Here is a 16,223-nt window from a genome sequence, read left to right on the forward strand (position 1 = left end):
CTCCCCGACCCATTCCCCCATCACCACGAAAACGAGTCTGGCCCCGCCGCTCACGCGGCGGGGCCAGAACCCCAAGATCTTCATGAATCTTCTAGCCGATGGTTGCCGCTGTCGACGGAAAGGAACACTCACCGGATGCGAAGCTGTCCGGCCCCGGTCACAGCTCCGACTCCGCGTCGGCATGGCCCATCGTCCGGTTCACAGCGATGGCATTCGCGTTCGCGGGGTGATGGAAAGTGCGGGCTTCGGTCACGCCGCACAGCTCCGCGAAGCCCAGACCGAACGCCTTCATCGCGACCGAAAGGCCACGGCCGCGGCCGGCTCTCACACCGGTCATCTCGTTGAAGACGAAGCCGCTGCGCGGTCACAATGGGGAACGCCGCGCTGCATGTCGGGCTCTGCGGAGCGGACGGCACGGAGGGGGCAAGCAGGGCTGTCACCTCACGGATGGCCCCCCGGTCGGAGGGCCGGTGGAGGCAGGACATAGCGTGTGCGGTGGAGATCACTAAGAGTGAGCTCACAGAATGGGCGCCCGGCTCGCGGCGTCTGGTCGCACGCTCGCTGCGTTGCCGAAACGCCCTAGTAGCTCCGCTACGAGGCTTTTCCGGCGCCTGGCGATCGCACGCACCAGACGCCGCAACCTGCTCGGACGCCCATTTTGTGAGCTCGTCCAGGCCAAGCCTTTCTTCCGCTGCTCTCCGCCCGCGCTCAACCGCCCCATGGAACGAAGGAACAACAACCCCATGACACGCCCTGTCCGCGTCGCCATTGTCGGAGCCGGCCCCGCCGGTATCTACGCAGCCGACGCGCTGCTGAAATCCGAGTGCGCACTGGACCCGGGTGTATCGATCGACCTGTTCGAGCGCATGCCCGCCCCCTTCGGCCTGATCCGTTACGGAGTGGCTCCTGACCACCCCCGGATCAAGGGCATCGTCACCGCGCTGCACCAGGTGCTGGACAAGCCGCAGCTGCGGCTGTTCGGCAACGTCGACTACCCCCATGACATCGGCCTCGACGAACTGCGCTCCTTCTACGACGCGGTGATCTTCTCCACCGGCGCCGAAGCGGACCGCCCCCTCGACATACCGGGGATCGACCTCGACGGCTCCTACGGTGCGGCCGACTTCGTCTCCTGGTACGACGGGCACCCCGAGGTGCCGCGGACCTGGCCGCTGACGGCCGAGAAGGTCGCCGTTCTCGGTGTGGGCAATGTGGCCCTGGACGTGGCGCGCATGCTCGCCAAGACCGCGGACGAGCTGCTGCCCACAGAGATCCCGGCGAACGTGTACGAAGGTCTCAAGGCGAACAAGGCGCTGGAGGTGCACGTCTTCGGGCGGCGCGGGCCGGCGCAGGCCAAGTTCTCCCCGATGGAGCTGCGGGAGCTGGACCACTCCCCCAACATCGAGGTCATCGTCAACCCCGAGGACATCGAGTACGACGCGGGTTCGATCGAGACCCGGCGGGGGAACAAGCAGGCGAACATGGTCGCCTCCACCCTGGAGAACTGGGCCATCCGGGACGTGGGCGACCGGCCGCACAAGCTGTTCCTGCACTTCTTCGAATCCCCGGTCGAGGTTCTCGGGGACGACGGCAGCGTGGTCGGCCTGCGTACGGAGCGGACGGAGCTGGACGGCACCGGCAACGTCCGGGGCACGGGGCGCTTCACCGACTGGAACGTCCAGAGCGTCTACCGGGCGGTCGGGTACTACTCGGATGAACTGCCGAAGCTTCCGTTCGACCCCGTCTCCGGCACTGTCCCTCACGTCGCCGGACGGGTTGTCGAGGGTGCGGAGCCGATGCCCTCGGTGTACGTCACCGGGTGGATCAAGCGGGGACCGGTCGGCCTGATCGGCCACACAAAGGGCGACGCCAACGAAACGGTCGCCTGTTTGCTGGAGGACCGGGCCGCGGGCCTGTTGCCGACCCCGGCGCAGCCTGAGCCGGACGCGGTCGTCGCCTTCCTCCAGGCGCGCGGTGTCCGCTACACCACGCGTGAAGGCTGGCACCGTCTGGACGCACACGAGCAGGCTCTCGGTGCGGAACAGGGCCGTGAGCGCATCAAGGTCGTGGAGCGCCGCGCCATGCTGGACGCGTCCGGCGCCTGACCGCACGACTGCGTCGCCGGTGGTCCCCTCGGCGGAGACCACCGGTGACACAGCACATTGCGCAGAGCGCTGTGCGGGCGGGCCGGGGACTGGGAGCATTGAAGGTTGTCGTGAACGGTGCAACGATTCCGGGGAACCCTTCGCCCGCCCTTGGAGGAAACGCCTCGATGGATGACGAGCTCCGCCCCACGGCCGCGACAGTCTTCGACGCTCTCGGCGCCGACTACGAGCGAGCCTTCGCCGGCTCGGCAGCGCACCACGCCTCCCTGCAACGCCTGCTGACCCGACTCCCCCCGCACAGCCGGGTCCTGGACGTAGGCAGCGGAACCGGCCGGCCGACCGCACAGAGCCTGGCCGACGCCGGTCATGACGTGTTGGGGGTCGATGTCTCGCCGGTGATGGTGGACCTCGCGGCCCGGCAGGTATCCGGGGCGGCCTTCCAGTGTGCCGACGTCCGTGAACTGGAGCTGGAGGACGAGAGTTTCGACGCTGTCTGTGTGTACTTCTCGCTCCTGCAGATGTCGCGGGACGAACAGTCACGGCTGCTGCAGCGGCTCGGGCGGTCGCTGAGGCGGGGAGGGCACCTGGTCGTTGCGACGGTGCCGCTGGACGTGGAGGATGTCGGCGCCGTATTCATGGGCCAGAAGGTGCACGTGACCAGCTTCGGCGCCGAAGAGTTCACTTCGATGGTGACTGGGGCAGGTCTGGCGGTCCAGTGGGAGCAGAACAGTGTGTTCACCCCGTCCCACCCTGAGGCGGTACCCGAGCCGCACCTCTTTCTGCACTGCGTGCGTATCTGACGCACGGGGTGGATCGACGGATGCCGGTCCGCGTAGAGGCGGTGGCCCGGGGCGCGACGGGGCCGATGAGGGTGCTCGTCCGCTCGGCCGTGAGCATCGCGGTCTACCGTTCCGCTGGTCGGCTGACGCACAGAACGATCTCGCGGCAACCCACCGCAAGCCGATGCCGCTGTCCGAGTTGCTCGGCCTCATTAGGCAATTCGCTCTCCAGCTCGGATCCGGCGACCCCGGTTTTCTCGGCAACCCCGGGACTGCGGACATGTGAGGCAGCCGCAGAAGTCGTGTCGCCGCGGAGGCAGCTCACACGCTTCGCGAGGCTTCGGGACTGCCGGCCCCTCCCGCCGGCGCGAGGCTGCGGTCGGCGGTCAGACCTGCACTCCCGGACGGCCGTCCTCGACGACCACGGAGGCCCGTGTGCTGATCGGTGCTCCCGGGCGGGTCACGTACGGGAGCACGCGGAAATCGCTCCGCCAGCGGTCCCTGTTGACGTTGCAGCGGACGTAGCCGCGCTGACTGTTGAAGAACTTCATGTGCGGGTTGGCTGCCAGGAGCGTCCTGCCCTTGGTGGTCATGTCCGCACCGTCGGCGCCGCTGGTGATGGAGGTGCCGACGAACTCACTGGCCACGGTGGGCGAGTCAGGATCCGCGTAATCACGCTTGAGATCCCAGGCATAGTTCTGGTGACGATCGCCGGTGATCACCACCAGGTTGCGGACCCCGCGGTCCTGGGCTGCGGCCAGGAGAGTGTTGCGCTCGGCGACGTAGCCGTCCCAGGGATCGAGGAAGACCTTGACAGCCTGGCCCGCGTCCTGGTCGGTCTGTCCCATCGGTGCCTGGTTGCCCAGGATCTGCCAGCGGGACCGCGAGCACCCGAAGCCCTGGAGCACCCAGTCCCGCTGCCTGGCTCCCATCAGCGTACGGTCGGGATCGAAGCGCTCGGTGCAGGTGGCCGAGGAGCCGTCGCCGCAGGGCTGGTCGTCGCGGTACTGACGGGTGTCGAGCATCGTGAAGTCGGCGAGCTGTCCGTAGTTCAGCCGACGGTACATCTGCACGTCGGGGCCGGAGGGGAGCTGGCCGCGACGGAACGGACCGTGCTCGTACATGGCCTGGAACGCCTGCCGGCGCCGGGCCAGGAAGTACGCCGGGTCGTCGTCGTTCTCCGATGTCTCGTCGGCCCAGTTGTTCTCCACCTCGTGGTCGTCGAAGACCATGATCCAGGGGAATCGTGCGTGGGCCAGCTGCAGCGGTTCCTCCGACTTGTAGAGGCCGTACTGGAGGCGGTAGCGAACGAGATCCTTCGCCTCGGTGTGGAACTTCGCGTCGGTCGTCACTCCGCGCTTGTTGGTGCCGACACCGGACTCGTAGAGGTAGTCGCCGAGATGAACGACCAGATCCAGATCCTCCTCCGCCAGGTGCTGGTAGGCCGTGAAGTAGCCGTCCTGCCACCTCTGACAGGAGGCGAAGGCGAAGTTCAGCTCGCGAGGAGAAGCCCAGATGGCAGGGGTGGTACGGGTACGGCCCGCCCGGGACACGTAGCCGCCCACCCGGAAGCGGTAGTAGTACTCACGGTTCGGATGCAGGCCGTGGATCTCGGGGTGCACCGAGTGCGCGAGTTCGGGGAAGGCGATCACGCTGCCCCTCTGCACGGGGTGGCGGAAGCGTTCGTCCACGGCCACCTCGTACTGCACCCGGACCGCGCGGCCCGGCATGCCGCCCAGCCCGTCGGCGGCGAACGGATCGGGGGCGAGGCGGGTCCACAGCACGACGCCATCGGACCGAGGGTCTCCCGAGGCCACGCCCAGGGTGAAGGGGTTGCCGCTCAGCGGCGGGGCGGCATACGCCAGATCGGCCTGCCAGAGCCCGGTCCCCAGCGCCAGAGCGGCCGCTCCGGCGCCGCCGAAGCCGAGCAGATGCCTCCGGGACAGAGATCGCGCGGTCAAGGGAACCTCCAGTGCTGGCGGGTTCGGGCGTCGCCAGTACCGTCGCAGTCAGCGGTGTCCGCCGAGGTTCCCGGGTGCGGACGCAGAACGGCCGTTTGAGCAACTTCGAGTGGCGGACTCACGATTGGTGGACTCCGCGCACCCCGAAAAGGTTACTCCGCCGGTGATCCGCCGGGCCGACGACACCCCCGTACAACCGCACGCCAGGGTGAGCGGCCGGGTCGCGCCGTGGACGGTGAGCCGCCCGCCTCGGCGCCGCCTCAGGCCCCCGTCACCCCGTCCAGCCGCTCCCGCACCAGATCGGCGTGGCCGATGTGGCGCGCGTACTCCCCGATCATGTGGATGTGCACGAGGCGCAGCGAGAAGACCTCGCCGCCGTGGACAAAAGTGTCGTCGAGCGATGCGTCGGCGATGGCTGCGTCCGCCAGCCGGCACTCCTCGACCAGGCGCGCGTAGTCGTCGGCGGCGCACGCCGGGTCCAGGTCCTCGAAGTCCGCGTCCTTGCCCCCGGCGGGGTCGTACATCGGGTCAAGCGACTGGCCTGCGAAACGCTCCCGGAACCAGGTGCGTTCGACCTTCGCCATATGACGGAGCAGCCCGAGAAGGGTGAGGTTGGACGGCGGTACGGTCTGTTCGGCAAGCTGCTCCCCGGTCAGACCGGCGCACTTATGCAGCAGGGTGCTGCGGAACCAAGCGAGATATCCGGTGAGCATCTCCCGCTCACCGGCGACGAGGGATCCGGGCGTGCGTGTTGCGTCTGGCGCTGTCCATGTCATCGCCAGATCATGCCGGTCGGCCCCCGGATACTGCCAGGCCTTTCACCACCTGTCAGTGCTGTCCGAGGACCAGTCGGTCGTCGCGGAGGCGGTGATGTCCGCGACCACGCCCACCACCAGGAAGAGGATCAGCAGAGCCTTCCCCGCTCCGCTCATGATCAGCGGCCGGGTGGCGGAGCGGGGCTGCCGGTCGGGTACGGAAAGTGCTTCTTCGCCGAAAAGCCCCTTGGGGTAGGCCGGGGTGAGCATCATGAAGTAGGCGTAGAAGCGCATTTCGTAACGGAGTGTCGCGGCTGAGGCCTCGAAGAGGGGCTGGGGCATGCGTCCCAAAATCAGTGTGATCAGCCACCAGATGAAGGACAGTACCCACCAGCCGGAGGTGGCGAGTCCCTGCACCACCGCTGCCGGAATCATCAGGATCAGGCGGAAGAAGACGGCCAGCCGGTTGAGTTCCGTCGGCCGGAGCTCGATCTGGACCGGAAAGTCCGGCGGCGGAGTCAGGGCGAACGGCGGATAGCGGTCGATCAGCAGCATTGCGCTCGCGCCGACCCGCGTGCGGTAGCCGAGATATCCGGCGAGAAAGCGGAAAACCGGTTCGGGCAGCCGCCCCAGGACCAAGGCGGCGAACCAGCCCGCGATGGCGGTGAAGAAGGCCACGATGTAGAGGAAGAACAACACGATGAAGTGCGGGATCAGCAGGAGCAGCCGCACCAGCACCGTGAGCCGGCGCTGGCTCGCCGGCTCGACGAGGTCCAGCACAGGGAGCCACTCCCCCACGTCCGGTCCCCTGGGGCCCGTCCACTGGGCGTCAGCCATGTCGCTCCTCCTCGGCGGGTGATGCGTACGCCATCGGCACCTACGACGTCACCCCACGCTCGGCCCGCCGATACGGGCCCGCAATCGACCACGGGCCGATCGGGTGTCCTGACGGGCCGCGCCGGACCGGGCAGGACCCGGCCATCGGTCGTCCCCCTCGGCGGCGCACGGGTCGACCTGGTCACGTCCGACAGGGACCGGGCCGTGGCGGGGTGCGGCGGTCACCGCGTTGACGTCACGGAGGTGAGGGGCAGGCAAGCAGAGAGAAGCCCCGGCCGGATCGGGGGAATCCAGCCGGGGCTGTCAGGGGGTGGGCGCTGTGCGCGTCATCCACATATAGGTGAACGGTAAACCATTGGGTTCCGTTCCCTCGAATCCGGACCGCCCACTGTGACGCGACACACGAGCCTCAGCGCCCGACGGGCGCCGTGGTCCCGTAGCGGCGCCGGAACTGCTCGATCCGGCCCGCCGTGTCCAGCACCCGATGGGTACCGGTATAGAAGGGGTGGCTCGCCGAGGAGGTCTCCACATCGATGACCGGGTAGCTGGCGCCGTCCTCCCACTCCACGCGCCGGTCGGAGTCGGCAGTCGAGCGGGTCAGGAAGGCGACCCCCGCGGCGCGGTCGCGGAAGACGACCGGACGGGAGACGGGATGGATGCGGGGCTTCATGCGCGTTCCTTCCTTGCTGCTGAGGGGAGGGCCTGCTGGGGCGTGTTTCAAAAGGAGCGTCGTCCGCCCGCAGAGCGGGCCGGGGCGGCGTCCGGTGCGTGCGATCGCAAGGCGGAGGCTCGCCCCGACACTGGGCGTATCGGAGCGAGCCCGACAACGCGGCGAGCTTGCGTGCCGGTGGGACCCGACGGGTCAGCGTTCCTCGCGGAAGAGGACGTGCTTCCCCGCGGCGGGGTCGTACTTGCGCAGCACCAGCCGGTCGGGGTTGTTGCGGCGGCTCTTGCGAGTCACATAGGTCTCTCCAGTACCGGCCGTCGACCTCAGAGTGACGACGGGGCGGGCTTCACTGCGTGCCATGGGCACCTCCGGTCGCTTCCAGCGACCCCATTCAAGCTTCTGGGAATGGGTGTCGTTTTCGTTCTGGTGCTGTAACACGGGTGGGTCCGGTGGCATTCCCGCCCCGGACACCGGGCGCGCGGTGCGGTGCTGGACCGGAGCGTGGCCCGCACCGCCGTCGACTGGTACCGGGACGCGGGCGGGACGGGTCCGCTGGTGCTTCAGGCGATGAACGTACGGGAGGGCACCCCCGATCCCATGGAAACGTCCCTCGCCGGAATGCCCGCCGAGATCGAACGGACCTTGTCGCTCGGGGCCGACGAGATCCACTGGGATCTCAATCTCGCAAACCTCGCGCCGGAGGCGCAGGTGCAGGAGCTGCCGGAGGCGGCGGGCGACCATCCGTCGCTTTTCGCGAACGGCGCCACGAAGAGCGACGACGCTCGTTGATCGCTGTGCCCAGCACATCGACGACTGCCGGAGGAACGACAGCCATGCGCTTGAAGAACACCCTGACGACCGCAGCCGCCACGGCGTTGATCGCCGCGGCCACGCTGACCGCGGCGGGCCCGGCGGCCGCCGCGGGTGGCACCGCGCCCGCCTGTATCGCGCGTGAGGTCGTCAAGCAGAACAAAACCGCTTGGACGACCAACCACTGCGGCAAGAACATGCACATCAAACTGGTCATCAACAACGGTCCGGACATGCAGTGCTGGACCACGGTCCCGGGCGAGACCCTGAAATGGAAGTGGAAGGTCGGCTCGTACGGGCGCATCGCCGTCTGCTAGGGCGTGTTTCGAAACTCCCGTCTGCCGGAGCCCCTGCGCGTCCGCGGGGGCTCTCGCATATGCCCCGATCGAGTGCGACGCGGCCCGCGGGAGAGGCGCACTCCGGCGCACGCGGCGTCGCGCATACCGGATGACTTGCATCAACACACGTCAACAGCACGGCCGTTCGAGAATCACGCAGCCCGAGCGGCCGATGACATATGCCAGATGCAACAACGCATCGAGTGTTGCCAAATCACTGACGGGCCTCCTCGGCCTGTGCCACAGTCGTCATCGGTCACCCCCCTCAGACCTGGTTGTGCCGTTCCTGTATCGGAGTACGAGATGCCGCCTCATCTGTTTGGGGACCGCCCTGCCCCACAGCCGCCCGAGCGCGGTGCCGTCGATGTGCTGATCGACCGGACCCTGCGGCTGCGCGGAGACGTGGACGCGGTGCGGCGCGATGCCGTCCTGGTCGACGAGGACGATCTGCAGCTGCGCTGGCAGCGTGCGCTCTGCGAACTGGCGGTCCATCATCTCGATGATCTCGGCACGCATTTGGGACAACTGAAGGAAGGCCTGCCGTCGGAGGACGCGGAGCAGCTCACCGAGGAGCCGGAACCGGCCCAGGGGAAACCGTTCGACGAGCCGCGGCCCGGTTCACTGCTCAGCCGTGTGGGCAGCGCCGAATGGAATCTGCTGACCGACGAGGTCAGCTGGTCGGAGGAGCTCTTCCAGATCTTCGGCCGGTCCGCACAGGCGGGACCTCTGTCGCTGGACGAGCTTCCGTCCGTACTGTTCCCCGAGGATCAGCCGTTGCTCACCTCTCTGGTGACGGCCTGCCTGGTCGACGGGAAGACGATAGACGGCGAGTTCCGCATTCTGCGGGCCGACGGCCGGATGCGCACCCTGCACATGATGGGCGAGCCCGTCCTCGATGCGGACGGCTGCACCGCCTCCATGTGGGCGGTCCTGCGCGATGTGAGCGAACTACGCCGCAACCAGCGCGCGGTGAGCCGGACCCGTGAATCGATCCGGCGTCAGCAGCACATGGCGCAGACCGAACGGCGGATGGCGGTCGAGCTGCAGGAGACCGTGCTGCCCCCGTGGCGCGGCTCGCTTCGCCTCCCGCACCAGGGCCCCGGCGCACTGGATGTCGCGGCGCACTATCTGCCGTCGGATTCCAGCGCCTTGATCGGCGGCGACTGGTACGACGCGCTGGAACTGCCCGACGGCAGGACACTCCTCACGGTCGGCGACCTAACCGGTCATGGCATCCCCGCCACCACGGCCATGGCGATGCTGCTGGGCGCACTGCGCGGCATGGCCGTCGCCGCCATCGAGCCGGGCGCTCTGATGGGCCATCTCAACCAGTTACTCCAATCGCCTGCCCAGCCCGCTCTCGGCAGCGCGGTGTGCTGCCGTTTCGACCCGGCGACCGGCACTCTCGCATGGTCGCAGGCCGGCCACCCCGCGCCACTGCTCTTCCGCAACGGAGCGGGACGCCCGCTGCCCCCGCCGGACGGGGTCCTGCTCGGGGCCGCGTCAGGGGTCGCGTACGAGCAGGACGAAGTGCACCTGCTGCCCGGCGATGTGCTGGTTCTGCACACCGACGGACTGACCCGCCGCAGTGACCGGGGAGTGGGCCCGGAGGCACTGCTCGATCTCGCACCGCGCTTCGCCGAGGCCCGTACGGCACAGGAGTGCGTACGTACCGTCGTCGAGGAGTTCGGTGGAACCGAGCGCCTGGACGACGCATGCGTGCTGGTCGCCCGTATCGGGGCGTGAGAGCCCGGTAGGCCGCAGGGGCACGAGCCGCAGAGCGAATCACGGCACGGTACAGGAACGCAGACGGACGAGACCTCTACGTGTGCGGTGCGCGGGCGGTGGGTTGTCGGCGCTCCTCTTCTTCGCGGCGTCGGCCGATCAGATCTCCGAACGCCTGGGCCGCTTGATGACCGAGCTCGACGGCATGGCGAGCTCGATCTCCTCGCGCAGGTCCTGGATCTTCGCGTATCCCGCGAACTGACCGGTGAGCCGGTACATTTCGCGCAGCCGGTCCCAGGTCCGGTGCGAGGAGGTCTCCCCCATCGCCACCAGGGCGAGCCGTGCGTAACGGTCGGCCTGCTCCGGGTCGTCGGCGATGAAGCACGCCGAGGCGAGCGAGATGTAGTCGAAGATCTTGGAGCGCTGGCGCCCGTTGACGCGCAGCTCCAGAGCCTGCTTGGCATGACGCTGGGCGATGAGCGCCGCCGCCGGTTCGTGCTCGGCGAGCGTGCGGAACGCCAGGGCCTGCATGCCGTGCAGATCCGCCTCGTCGAACATCTGCATCCAACTGGGCGGCGGCACATCACCCTTGTCGGACACGAAGAGTTCCTCGGCCCTGCCGAGCGTACGGCGCATGGCCTGCCCTCGGCCCATGGATGCCTGTGCCCATGCCTCGATGGTGTGCAGCATCGCCTGGGTGCGTGGCAGCACCGTTTCTCCTGAGCCGGACTTGGCCAGCTTCATCAGGTCCAGGGCGTCGTCGGGACGGCCCAGGTGGACCATCTGACGGGCGGCCCGGGAGAGTGCCTCGCCCGCGCGGGGACGGTCGCCCCCCTCGCGCGCCGCATGGGCGGCGATGACGAAGTACTTCTGGGCGGTGGGTTCCAGACCGATGTCGTGGGACATCCATCCCGCGAGAACGGCGAGGTTGGCGGCGACGCCCCAGAGGCGGCGCTGCAGATGGTCGGGGTGGCGGTAGGCGAGCATCCCCCCCACCTCGTTGAGCTGGCCCACGACAGCCTTGCGCTGCAGTCCGCCGCCCCGGGAGGCGTCCCAGGCGCGGAACACCTCGACGGACCGCTCCAGTGCCTCGATCTCCTCCGATCCGATGGGGGCGGCCTCGTACCGGTCGAAACCGGCCTGTTCCGCGTAGAGGGGATCACCGGTCCGTGGAGCGTCGGCCGCCAGAACGGGGTCGGTGTGCAGCCAGTTGTGCATGGGGCCGGTGATGGTCGATCCTGCGGCGAGCGCGGCGCCCGCGCTCACCAAGCCGCGTCGGTTGAGCATGAGGTCCATTCCCGTGAATTCGGTGAGGACCGCTGCCGTCCGTTCGGGCGCCCACGGCAATTCGTCGGGATTGTCCTGCGCCCCGACCTCTCGCCGCTTCCCCACACGCCCGCGCCGGCCGAACCCGAGGTCCTCGATGGTCACGACACGACCGAGCCGCTCGGTGAACAGGGCAGCCAGCACTTCGGGCACGGGATCGCGTGGGGACTCCCCCATGTCGATCCAACGCCTCACCCGCGAGGTGTCGGTGGCCAGCTGCGGGTGGCCCATGGCCGCCGCCTGCCGGTTCACCATTCTCGCGAGTTCGCCCTTGGACCAGCCGGCAAGGCCGAACAGGTCAGACAGGCGGGTGTTGGGTTCTCCGGTCACGTCAAGCCCCCAGGTTCTCGGCTGTGTTGACAGTAGCCCCCTGTCAGATGCGTTGGGACTATTCGCCAGGGTTCGCCAGGGTCCGCCAGATGGTCCGCAACACGCGGTCCGGTGTCAGGTAGGAAAGCGCCACCCCGTCCGGCAGCCCTAGGTACTCCCCAGGGTGCCGAACGGCCGCCGGCCGGGGCGGTGCACGCTACTTGTCGGCGCACGAAGGGATCTGTCTCGCCCATGTACACAGCATCGTCCTCCGTGTCCGCCCCGCCCCGACCGCTGCGTCCCCTCGGGGCGGGCGGCGGACCGTACCTCGCCCCCCGCACCGCACCGCCGGCTCCCGGCACGGTCCGGCCCCGGCGGCCGGCCGGACCGGGCGCCGGCCCGCTCAGCGGGCGGCTGGACCTGTCCGGCCCGCAGGGTGCACAGCTGAGGATGGCGATCGCCTCCGTGCACCGGATCTGCCCGGAGTTCAATCCGGTCCAGGTTCTGCGGCGCAGCGGGCGTTCGGTGCTCGTCGTCGGCACAACCGGGCGCACGACGGCGGTCGCCAAGTGTTTACTGGACCACTCCCTGGCATGGGCCGAGCGGTTCCGCCACGAGATAGCGGCATACCGGGCGTTCGTCCGGCACCGCCCGCCGGTCCGGGTACCGCGGCTGATCGCGGCGGATCCCGAGAACTGCACCCTGGTCATCGAGCGAATGCCCGGACGGGTGGCGGCGCTGACGAGGCACGCTTCGGAGGCTCCGCCCCGCGCCGATGTGCGGGCCGCGCTCGGCGCGATCAGCCGGGTCAACGCGTGGCGACCACCCGCTGGGCTCTTCGACTCCCCGATGGACTACGCATCCCGCATTGCCCGGTACCACGAGCTGGGGCTCTTCACCGACCGTGATCTGGGTGACCTGCAGAAGCTGCTGCACGGTCTGGCGCATGCCGGCGGCCGCCAGGGCATGGGGCAGTTCTGCCACGGCGACGCCCTGCTCTCCAACATCCTGCTGTCGCCCACGGGTCCGGTGCTGGTGGACTGGGAACACGCAGGCTGGTACCTGCCGGGGTACGACCTGGCAACGCTGTGGACGGTGCTGGGTGACGCGCCGGTGGCGCGGCGGCAGATCAGTCAGCTGGCGCAGGCGGCAGGGCCTGCGGCGCGGGATGCGTTCCTGGTGAACCTGATGCTTGTACTGACACGGGAGATCCGTACGTACGAGACGGCGGTGCAGCGGGCCATGCGGGGAGGCGTGCCCACGGGCGGGGGTCAGGACCGGCCGGGTGCGCTGTCGTCGGGCGAGGAGCAGCGGCTGCTGCTGCGCCGGCTGCATGACGACTGTGCGATGGCCCGACGGGCGGTGCGTGCCGCGGTCGGCACTCGCTGACGCTGCGCTCTGCAAAAAAGTACCTGCCGCGGGTCCGGTGCCGACACACCGGGCCCGCGGCAGGCTTTGTGCATGCTGCGCTCTGTCGGACGGGGCGGAGGGTCAGGGGCTCCTGAAGTCGACCGCGTCCACGTCGAAGGAGTTGTTCTGCGGCGAGGTGAAGACGAGGTACAGCTTGTGGGTGCCCTTCAGTTCCTGGACGGGTACGGCCTGGGTGGGCCGATAGGTGTCCCAGCCGCCGGTATTGGGGACCGGAGTGGTGGCGAGCAGCGTGCCGTCGGGAGCGTCCGCGCGCAGTTCGATCGCGCCGACCCCGTACGGTGAGGACAACTGATAGCTGACGGAGCCGATGCCCTCGACGCTCATCGGGTCGAAAGCGATCCAGTCGCCGTGGGAGATGTCCCCGATGCGTTTGCCGTTCTCGGCGCCTGCCTGGGAGACGATCCGGGTGCCGGACTGGGCGTCGTAGTACTCCGCCTGCTTGTGCTTGGGCTGGAGCACGGCGCGACCGTAGCCGGTGAGGGCTGAGACGCCGTCGCCGCCCCGGTCGGTGTATTTGGCGTTGAGCACGTAGGTGAGGTCGGCGCCCTCCGGGTGGCCGCCCAGGTCGCCGGTGTCCACGGTGCCTTCGCAGCCGGGGAGGTCGGTGGTGGGATGCTCGTGGTCGTCGTGTCCCAGGGCCGGGTTGACGGTGACCTTGGAACAGTCGACCTGGCCGTCTTCGGGATCCGTGACGGTGACCTTGTACGGGATCTTGTCGCCGAACTCGATGAGTTTGCCGTTGACCGGGAAGTCAATGGTCACCTTGGGGGCGGTGTTCCCGGCGGTGACAGGGATGTTGGCGTAGCCGGACTTGCCGGTGGAGTCGGTGACCTTGAGCTGGGCGACGAAGTCGCCCTTGGCCGTGTAGGTGTGGCTGGGGTCGGCTTCGGTGGAGTCGTACGTGCCGTCGCCGTCGAAGTCCCAGGCGTAGCTGAGTGCGTCACCGTCGGGGTCGTTGCTGCCCTTGCTGGAGAAGTCGACCTTCAGCGGGACGGGGCCGTCGGTGGCCGAGGCGGTGGCCTTGGCGACCGGGATGCGCTTCCCCTGCGCGTAGTCGATCCGGTAGAGCCCGGAGTCGTTGTTGCCGCCGCCGAAGGAGCTTCCCCATTCGAGGACGTACAGCGATCCGTCCGGGCCGAACGTCATGTCCATCGGCTTGTTGAATTTCTGCGAGGACAGGAAGTCATTGATCTTCAGGAGCTTCTGGTCCTGGTCGAAGCGGACTTCCTTGACGAAGTTGCGCGACCACTCGTAGAAGAAGCTCGCGCCCTCGAAGTAGGCGGGAAACTTCGTGGTGGACGGGTTCTTGCTGTCGTAGTGGTAGACGGGCCCGCTCATCGGGGCCGAGCCGCCGCTGCCGACCTCGGGGAACTCCTTCGACGCTCCGTAGCCGTACCAGATCTCCGGCTGCTGGATCGGCGGGAGTTCGGTCAGACCGGTGTTGTTCGGCGAGGGGTTGACTGGTGCGGTGCAGTCGAACTTGGCGCCGACCTCCTTGGTGTCCGGGTTGTACGGGGCGTACGCCTGGTTGTTGCCGTGACAGAACGGCCAGCCGAAGTTCCCGGCCTTCTTGATCACGTTGTACTCGACGAGGCCCTCGGGTCCGCGGTCGGTGGTTGGCAGACCGCGGTCGGGCCCGTAGTCGGAGGCATGGACGTAGCCGGTCTTCGGGTCGACGGTGAAGCGGAACGGATTGCGGAAGCCCATGGCGTAGATCTCGGGGCGGGTCTTCGCGGTCCCCTCGGCGAAGAGGTTGCCCTTCGGGATGGTGTAGCCGCCGGAGTCCTTCGGTTTGATCCGCAGGATCTTGCCGCGCAGGTCGTTGGTGTTGCCCGCGGTCCGGGCGGCGTCCAGCATCTGCTTGCCCTCGCGCCAGTCGAGTGGCGCGTACCCCTGCCAGTTCGGGTCCAGGTTGGGCGGGGTGTCGTCGCCGACGCCGAGATAAAGGGTGCGGTTAGGGCCGAATTCGACCGCGCCGCCGGTGTGTCCGGGTTCGGGGAAGGTGCGGTCGCGGTAGGCGGGGACGTCGAGGAGCTTCTTCTCGCTGGCGAGGTCGAGGGTGTTGCCTTTGACCGTGAAACGGGAGAGCCGGTTGACGTCGTCGGACGCGCCGGCGGGGGCGTAGTAGAGGTAGATCCAGTGGTTTTCCTTGAAGGACGGGTCGAGCTCCATGCCGACCAGACCGTCCTCACCGCCGGTGTAGACGTCGAGCTTGCCGGCCGTGCTGGTGGCGTGGGTGGCCGGGTCGTAGATCTTCACCTCGCCGCTGCGCTGGATGTAGAAGACACGGCCGTCCTTGGCGACGTCGAGCTCCATCGGGTCGGCGGTGTTGTCGTCGAGGGTGACCTTCTCGTAGCCGCTCCAGACGGTGCCGCCGCAGTCGCCGGGCTTGTGGCCCGCGGCCCATTCGATGCCGCCGAGGACGTGGCTGCGGAACGCGGGTTCGCTGTAGGCGGGGGCGTCGTGGCCCATGGCTGTGGCCCAGACCTTGCCGCCCTCGGTGTTGCGGCACCAGGAGATGGGGTGGTCGGCGCCCATGGCGGAACCGCCGGGGTTGTACGTCGTCTCGTCGGCGGTGACGAGGACGTGGACGTCACCCCGGGGGTTCTTGTCGAAGTTGTACCACTCCTCGGGGCGCTCCCAGCGTTCCGGGAGTCCTGCGGTGGAGGGGTGGACGCGGTCGGCGACCTTGGCGGTGCCCCGGAGGACGCCGGGCGAGTGGGCGGGCATGTGGACGCCGCCGTTGATGGCCTGGTCCCACCAGGGGAATTCGGTCTCGATTCCCATGTCGAGGGTGTTGTGGATGGCGACGACACCGCCACCACCCCGCACGTACGTCTGCATCGCCTGGCGCTGGGCGTCGGTGTCCCAGACCATGCCGGAGTTCTGCAGCATGACGATCGCGTCGAAGTCTTTGAGCTTCGCGTCGTCGAAGACCGCGGGGTCGGCGCTCTCGACGAGGTCGAAGTTGTTGGCGGCGGCCTGTTCCTTGAGCATCTTGACGCCGGCCGGGATGGAGGCGTGCACATAGCCGACCGCGCGGGTGAAGAGCAGGACGCGGAAGGCGGGGGCCTTGGCCGTGGTGGCGGCTTGGGCGGTTGCGGGCAGTGCGGTCAGCGCGAGCAGTAGTGCGCTCACTAATGCGATGACCGCCCGTCGCATGTCACGAGCATGACAGGT

At 68.5% G+C, this 16,223-nt stretch carries 14 protein-coding genes; 6 read left to right on the forward strand and 8 right to left on the reverse strand.

Translation table 11 applies throughout. The features are described from left to right. Positions 1-157: 157 nt before the first annotated feature. On the reverse strand, positions 158-337 hold the full coding sequence (locus tag ACNPQM_RS38080) for a hypothetical protein (protein WP_418087547.1): 180 nt from the start codon (positions 335-337) through the stop codon (positions 158-160). Between the two features lie 406 nt (positions 338-743). On the opposite strand from ACNPQM_RS38080, the gene ACNPQM_RS38085 reads away from it, so the two are divergent. Together ACNPQM_RS38085 and ACNPQM_RS38090 are read left to right on the forward strand one after the other, a co-directional pair. Further along, the gene (locus ACNPQM_RS38085; protein ID WP_358861116.1) at positions 744-2,105 is read left to right on the forward strand and encodes an FAD-dependent oxidoreductase; all 1,362 of its coding nucleotides are present in this window, start codon (positions 744-746) and stop codon (positions 2,103-2,105) included. A 167-nt stretch (positions 2,106-2,272) separates the two neighbouring features. After that, positions 2,273-2,905 carry a class I SAM-dependent methyltransferase gene (locus ACNPQM_RS38090; protein WP_418087548.1) on the forward strand — a complete coding sequence of 211 codons (633 nt, stop codon included), beginning with the start codon at positions 2,273-2,275 and terminating at the stop codon, positions 2,903-2,905. A gap of 365 nt (positions 2,906-3,270) precedes the next feature. Here ACNPQM_RS38090 and ACNPQM_RS38095 read toward each other — a convergent pair whose 3' ends face one another. The 5 genes from ACNPQM_RS38095 to rpmG form a co-directional block, all read right to left on the reverse strand. After that, positions 3,271-4,845, reverse strand: a complete 1,575-nt coding sequence (locus ACNPQM_RS38095) for an alkaline phosphatase D family protein (protein ID WP_418087549.1) — start codon at positions 4,843-4,845, stop codon at positions 3,271-3,273. Positions 4,846-5,105: 260 nt separating this feature from the next. Then, positions 5,106-5,621, reverse strand: coding sequence for a DinB family protein (locus ACNPQM_RS38100; protein WP_418087550.1), 516 nt, complete (start codon positions 5,619-5,621; stop codon positions 5,106-5,108). A 42-nt stretch (positions 5,622-5,663) separates the two neighbouring features. Further along, positions 5,664-6,437 carry a DUF4389 domain-containing protein gene (locus ACNPQM_RS38105; RefSeq protein ID WP_358861119.1) on the reverse strand — a complete coding sequence of 258 codons (774 nt, stop codon included), beginning with the start codon at positions 6,435-6,437 and terminating at the stop codon, positions 5,664-5,666. 409 nt (positions 6,438-6,846) lie between these two features. Next, positions 6,847-7,107, reverse strand: a complete 261-nt coding sequence (locus ACNPQM_RS38110) for a type B 50S ribosomal protein L31 (protein ID WP_327248284.1) — start codon at positions 7,105-7,107, stop codon at positions 6,847-6,849. Positions 7,108-7,299: 192 nt separating this feature from the next. After that, entirely contained in the window at positions 7,300-7,464 is a 165-nt protein-coding gene (gene rpmG / locus ACNPQM_RS38115) for a 50S ribosomal protein L33 (RefSeq protein WP_358861121.1), read from the reverse strand. A 141-nt stretch (positions 7,465-7,605) separates the two neighbouring features. Here rpmG and ACNPQM_RS38120 point away from each other — a divergent pair, with 141 nt between their 5' ends. From ACNPQM_RS38120 to ACNPQM_RS38130, 3 genes are all read left to right on the forward strand, one after another. After that, positions 7,606-7,893, forward strand: a complete 288-nt coding sequence (locus tag ACNPQM_RS38120; RefSeq protein ID WP_358861122.1) for a hypothetical protein — start codon at positions 7,606-7,608, stop codon at positions 7,891-7,893. Between the two features lie 44 nt (positions 7,894-7,937). Beyond that, on the forward strand, positions 7,938-8,231 hold the full coding sequence (locus ACNPQM_RS38125) for a hypothetical protein (RefSeq protein ID WP_418087551.1): 294 nt from the start codon (positions 7,938-7,940) through the stop codon (positions 8,229-8,231). Positions 8,232-8,555: 324 nt separating this feature from the next. After that, positions 8,556-9,998, forward strand: coding sequence for a PP2C family protein-serine/threonine phosphatase (locus ACNPQM_RS38130; RefSeq protein ID WP_418087552.1), 1,443 nt, complete (start codon positions 8,556-8,558; stop codon positions 9,996-9,998). A gap of 138 nt (positions 9,999-10,136) precedes the next feature. Here ACNPQM_RS38130 and ACNPQM_RS38135 read toward each other — a convergent pair whose 3' ends face one another. Further along, the gene (locus ACNPQM_RS38135) at positions 10,137-11,633 is read right to left on the reverse strand and encodes a hypothetical protein (protein ID WP_418087553.1); all 1,497 of its coding nucleotides are present in this window, start codon (positions 11,631-11,633) and stop codon (positions 10,137-10,139) included. A gap of 231 nt (positions 11,634-11,864) precedes the next feature. Between ACNPQM_RS38135 and ACNPQM_RS38140 the strand changes: the two genes are divergently transcribed. Beyond that, complete coding sequence (locus ACNPQM_RS38140; RefSeq protein ID WP_418087554.1) at positions 11,865-13,001, forward strand: aminoglycoside phosphotransferase family protein; 1,137 nt, start codon at positions 11,865-11,867, stop codon at positions 12,999-13,001. 102 nt (positions 13,002-13,103) lie between these two features. On the opposite strand, the gene ACNPQM_RS38145 is transcribed toward ACNPQM_RS38140, so the two are convergent. Further along, positions 13,104-16,205 (reverse strand): ThuA domain-containing protein, encoded by a 3,102-nt coding sequence (locus tag ACNPQM_RS38145; protein ID WP_418087555.1) that lies wholly within the window; start codon positions 16,203-16,205, stop codon positions 13,104-13,106. Positions 16,206-16,223: the final 18 nt, after the last annotated feature.

This window comes from Streptomyces sp. NPDC056231 (assembly GCF_048270745.1).
GTDB lineage: Bacteria > Actinomycetota > Actinomycetes > Streptomycetales > Streptomycetaceae > Streptomyces.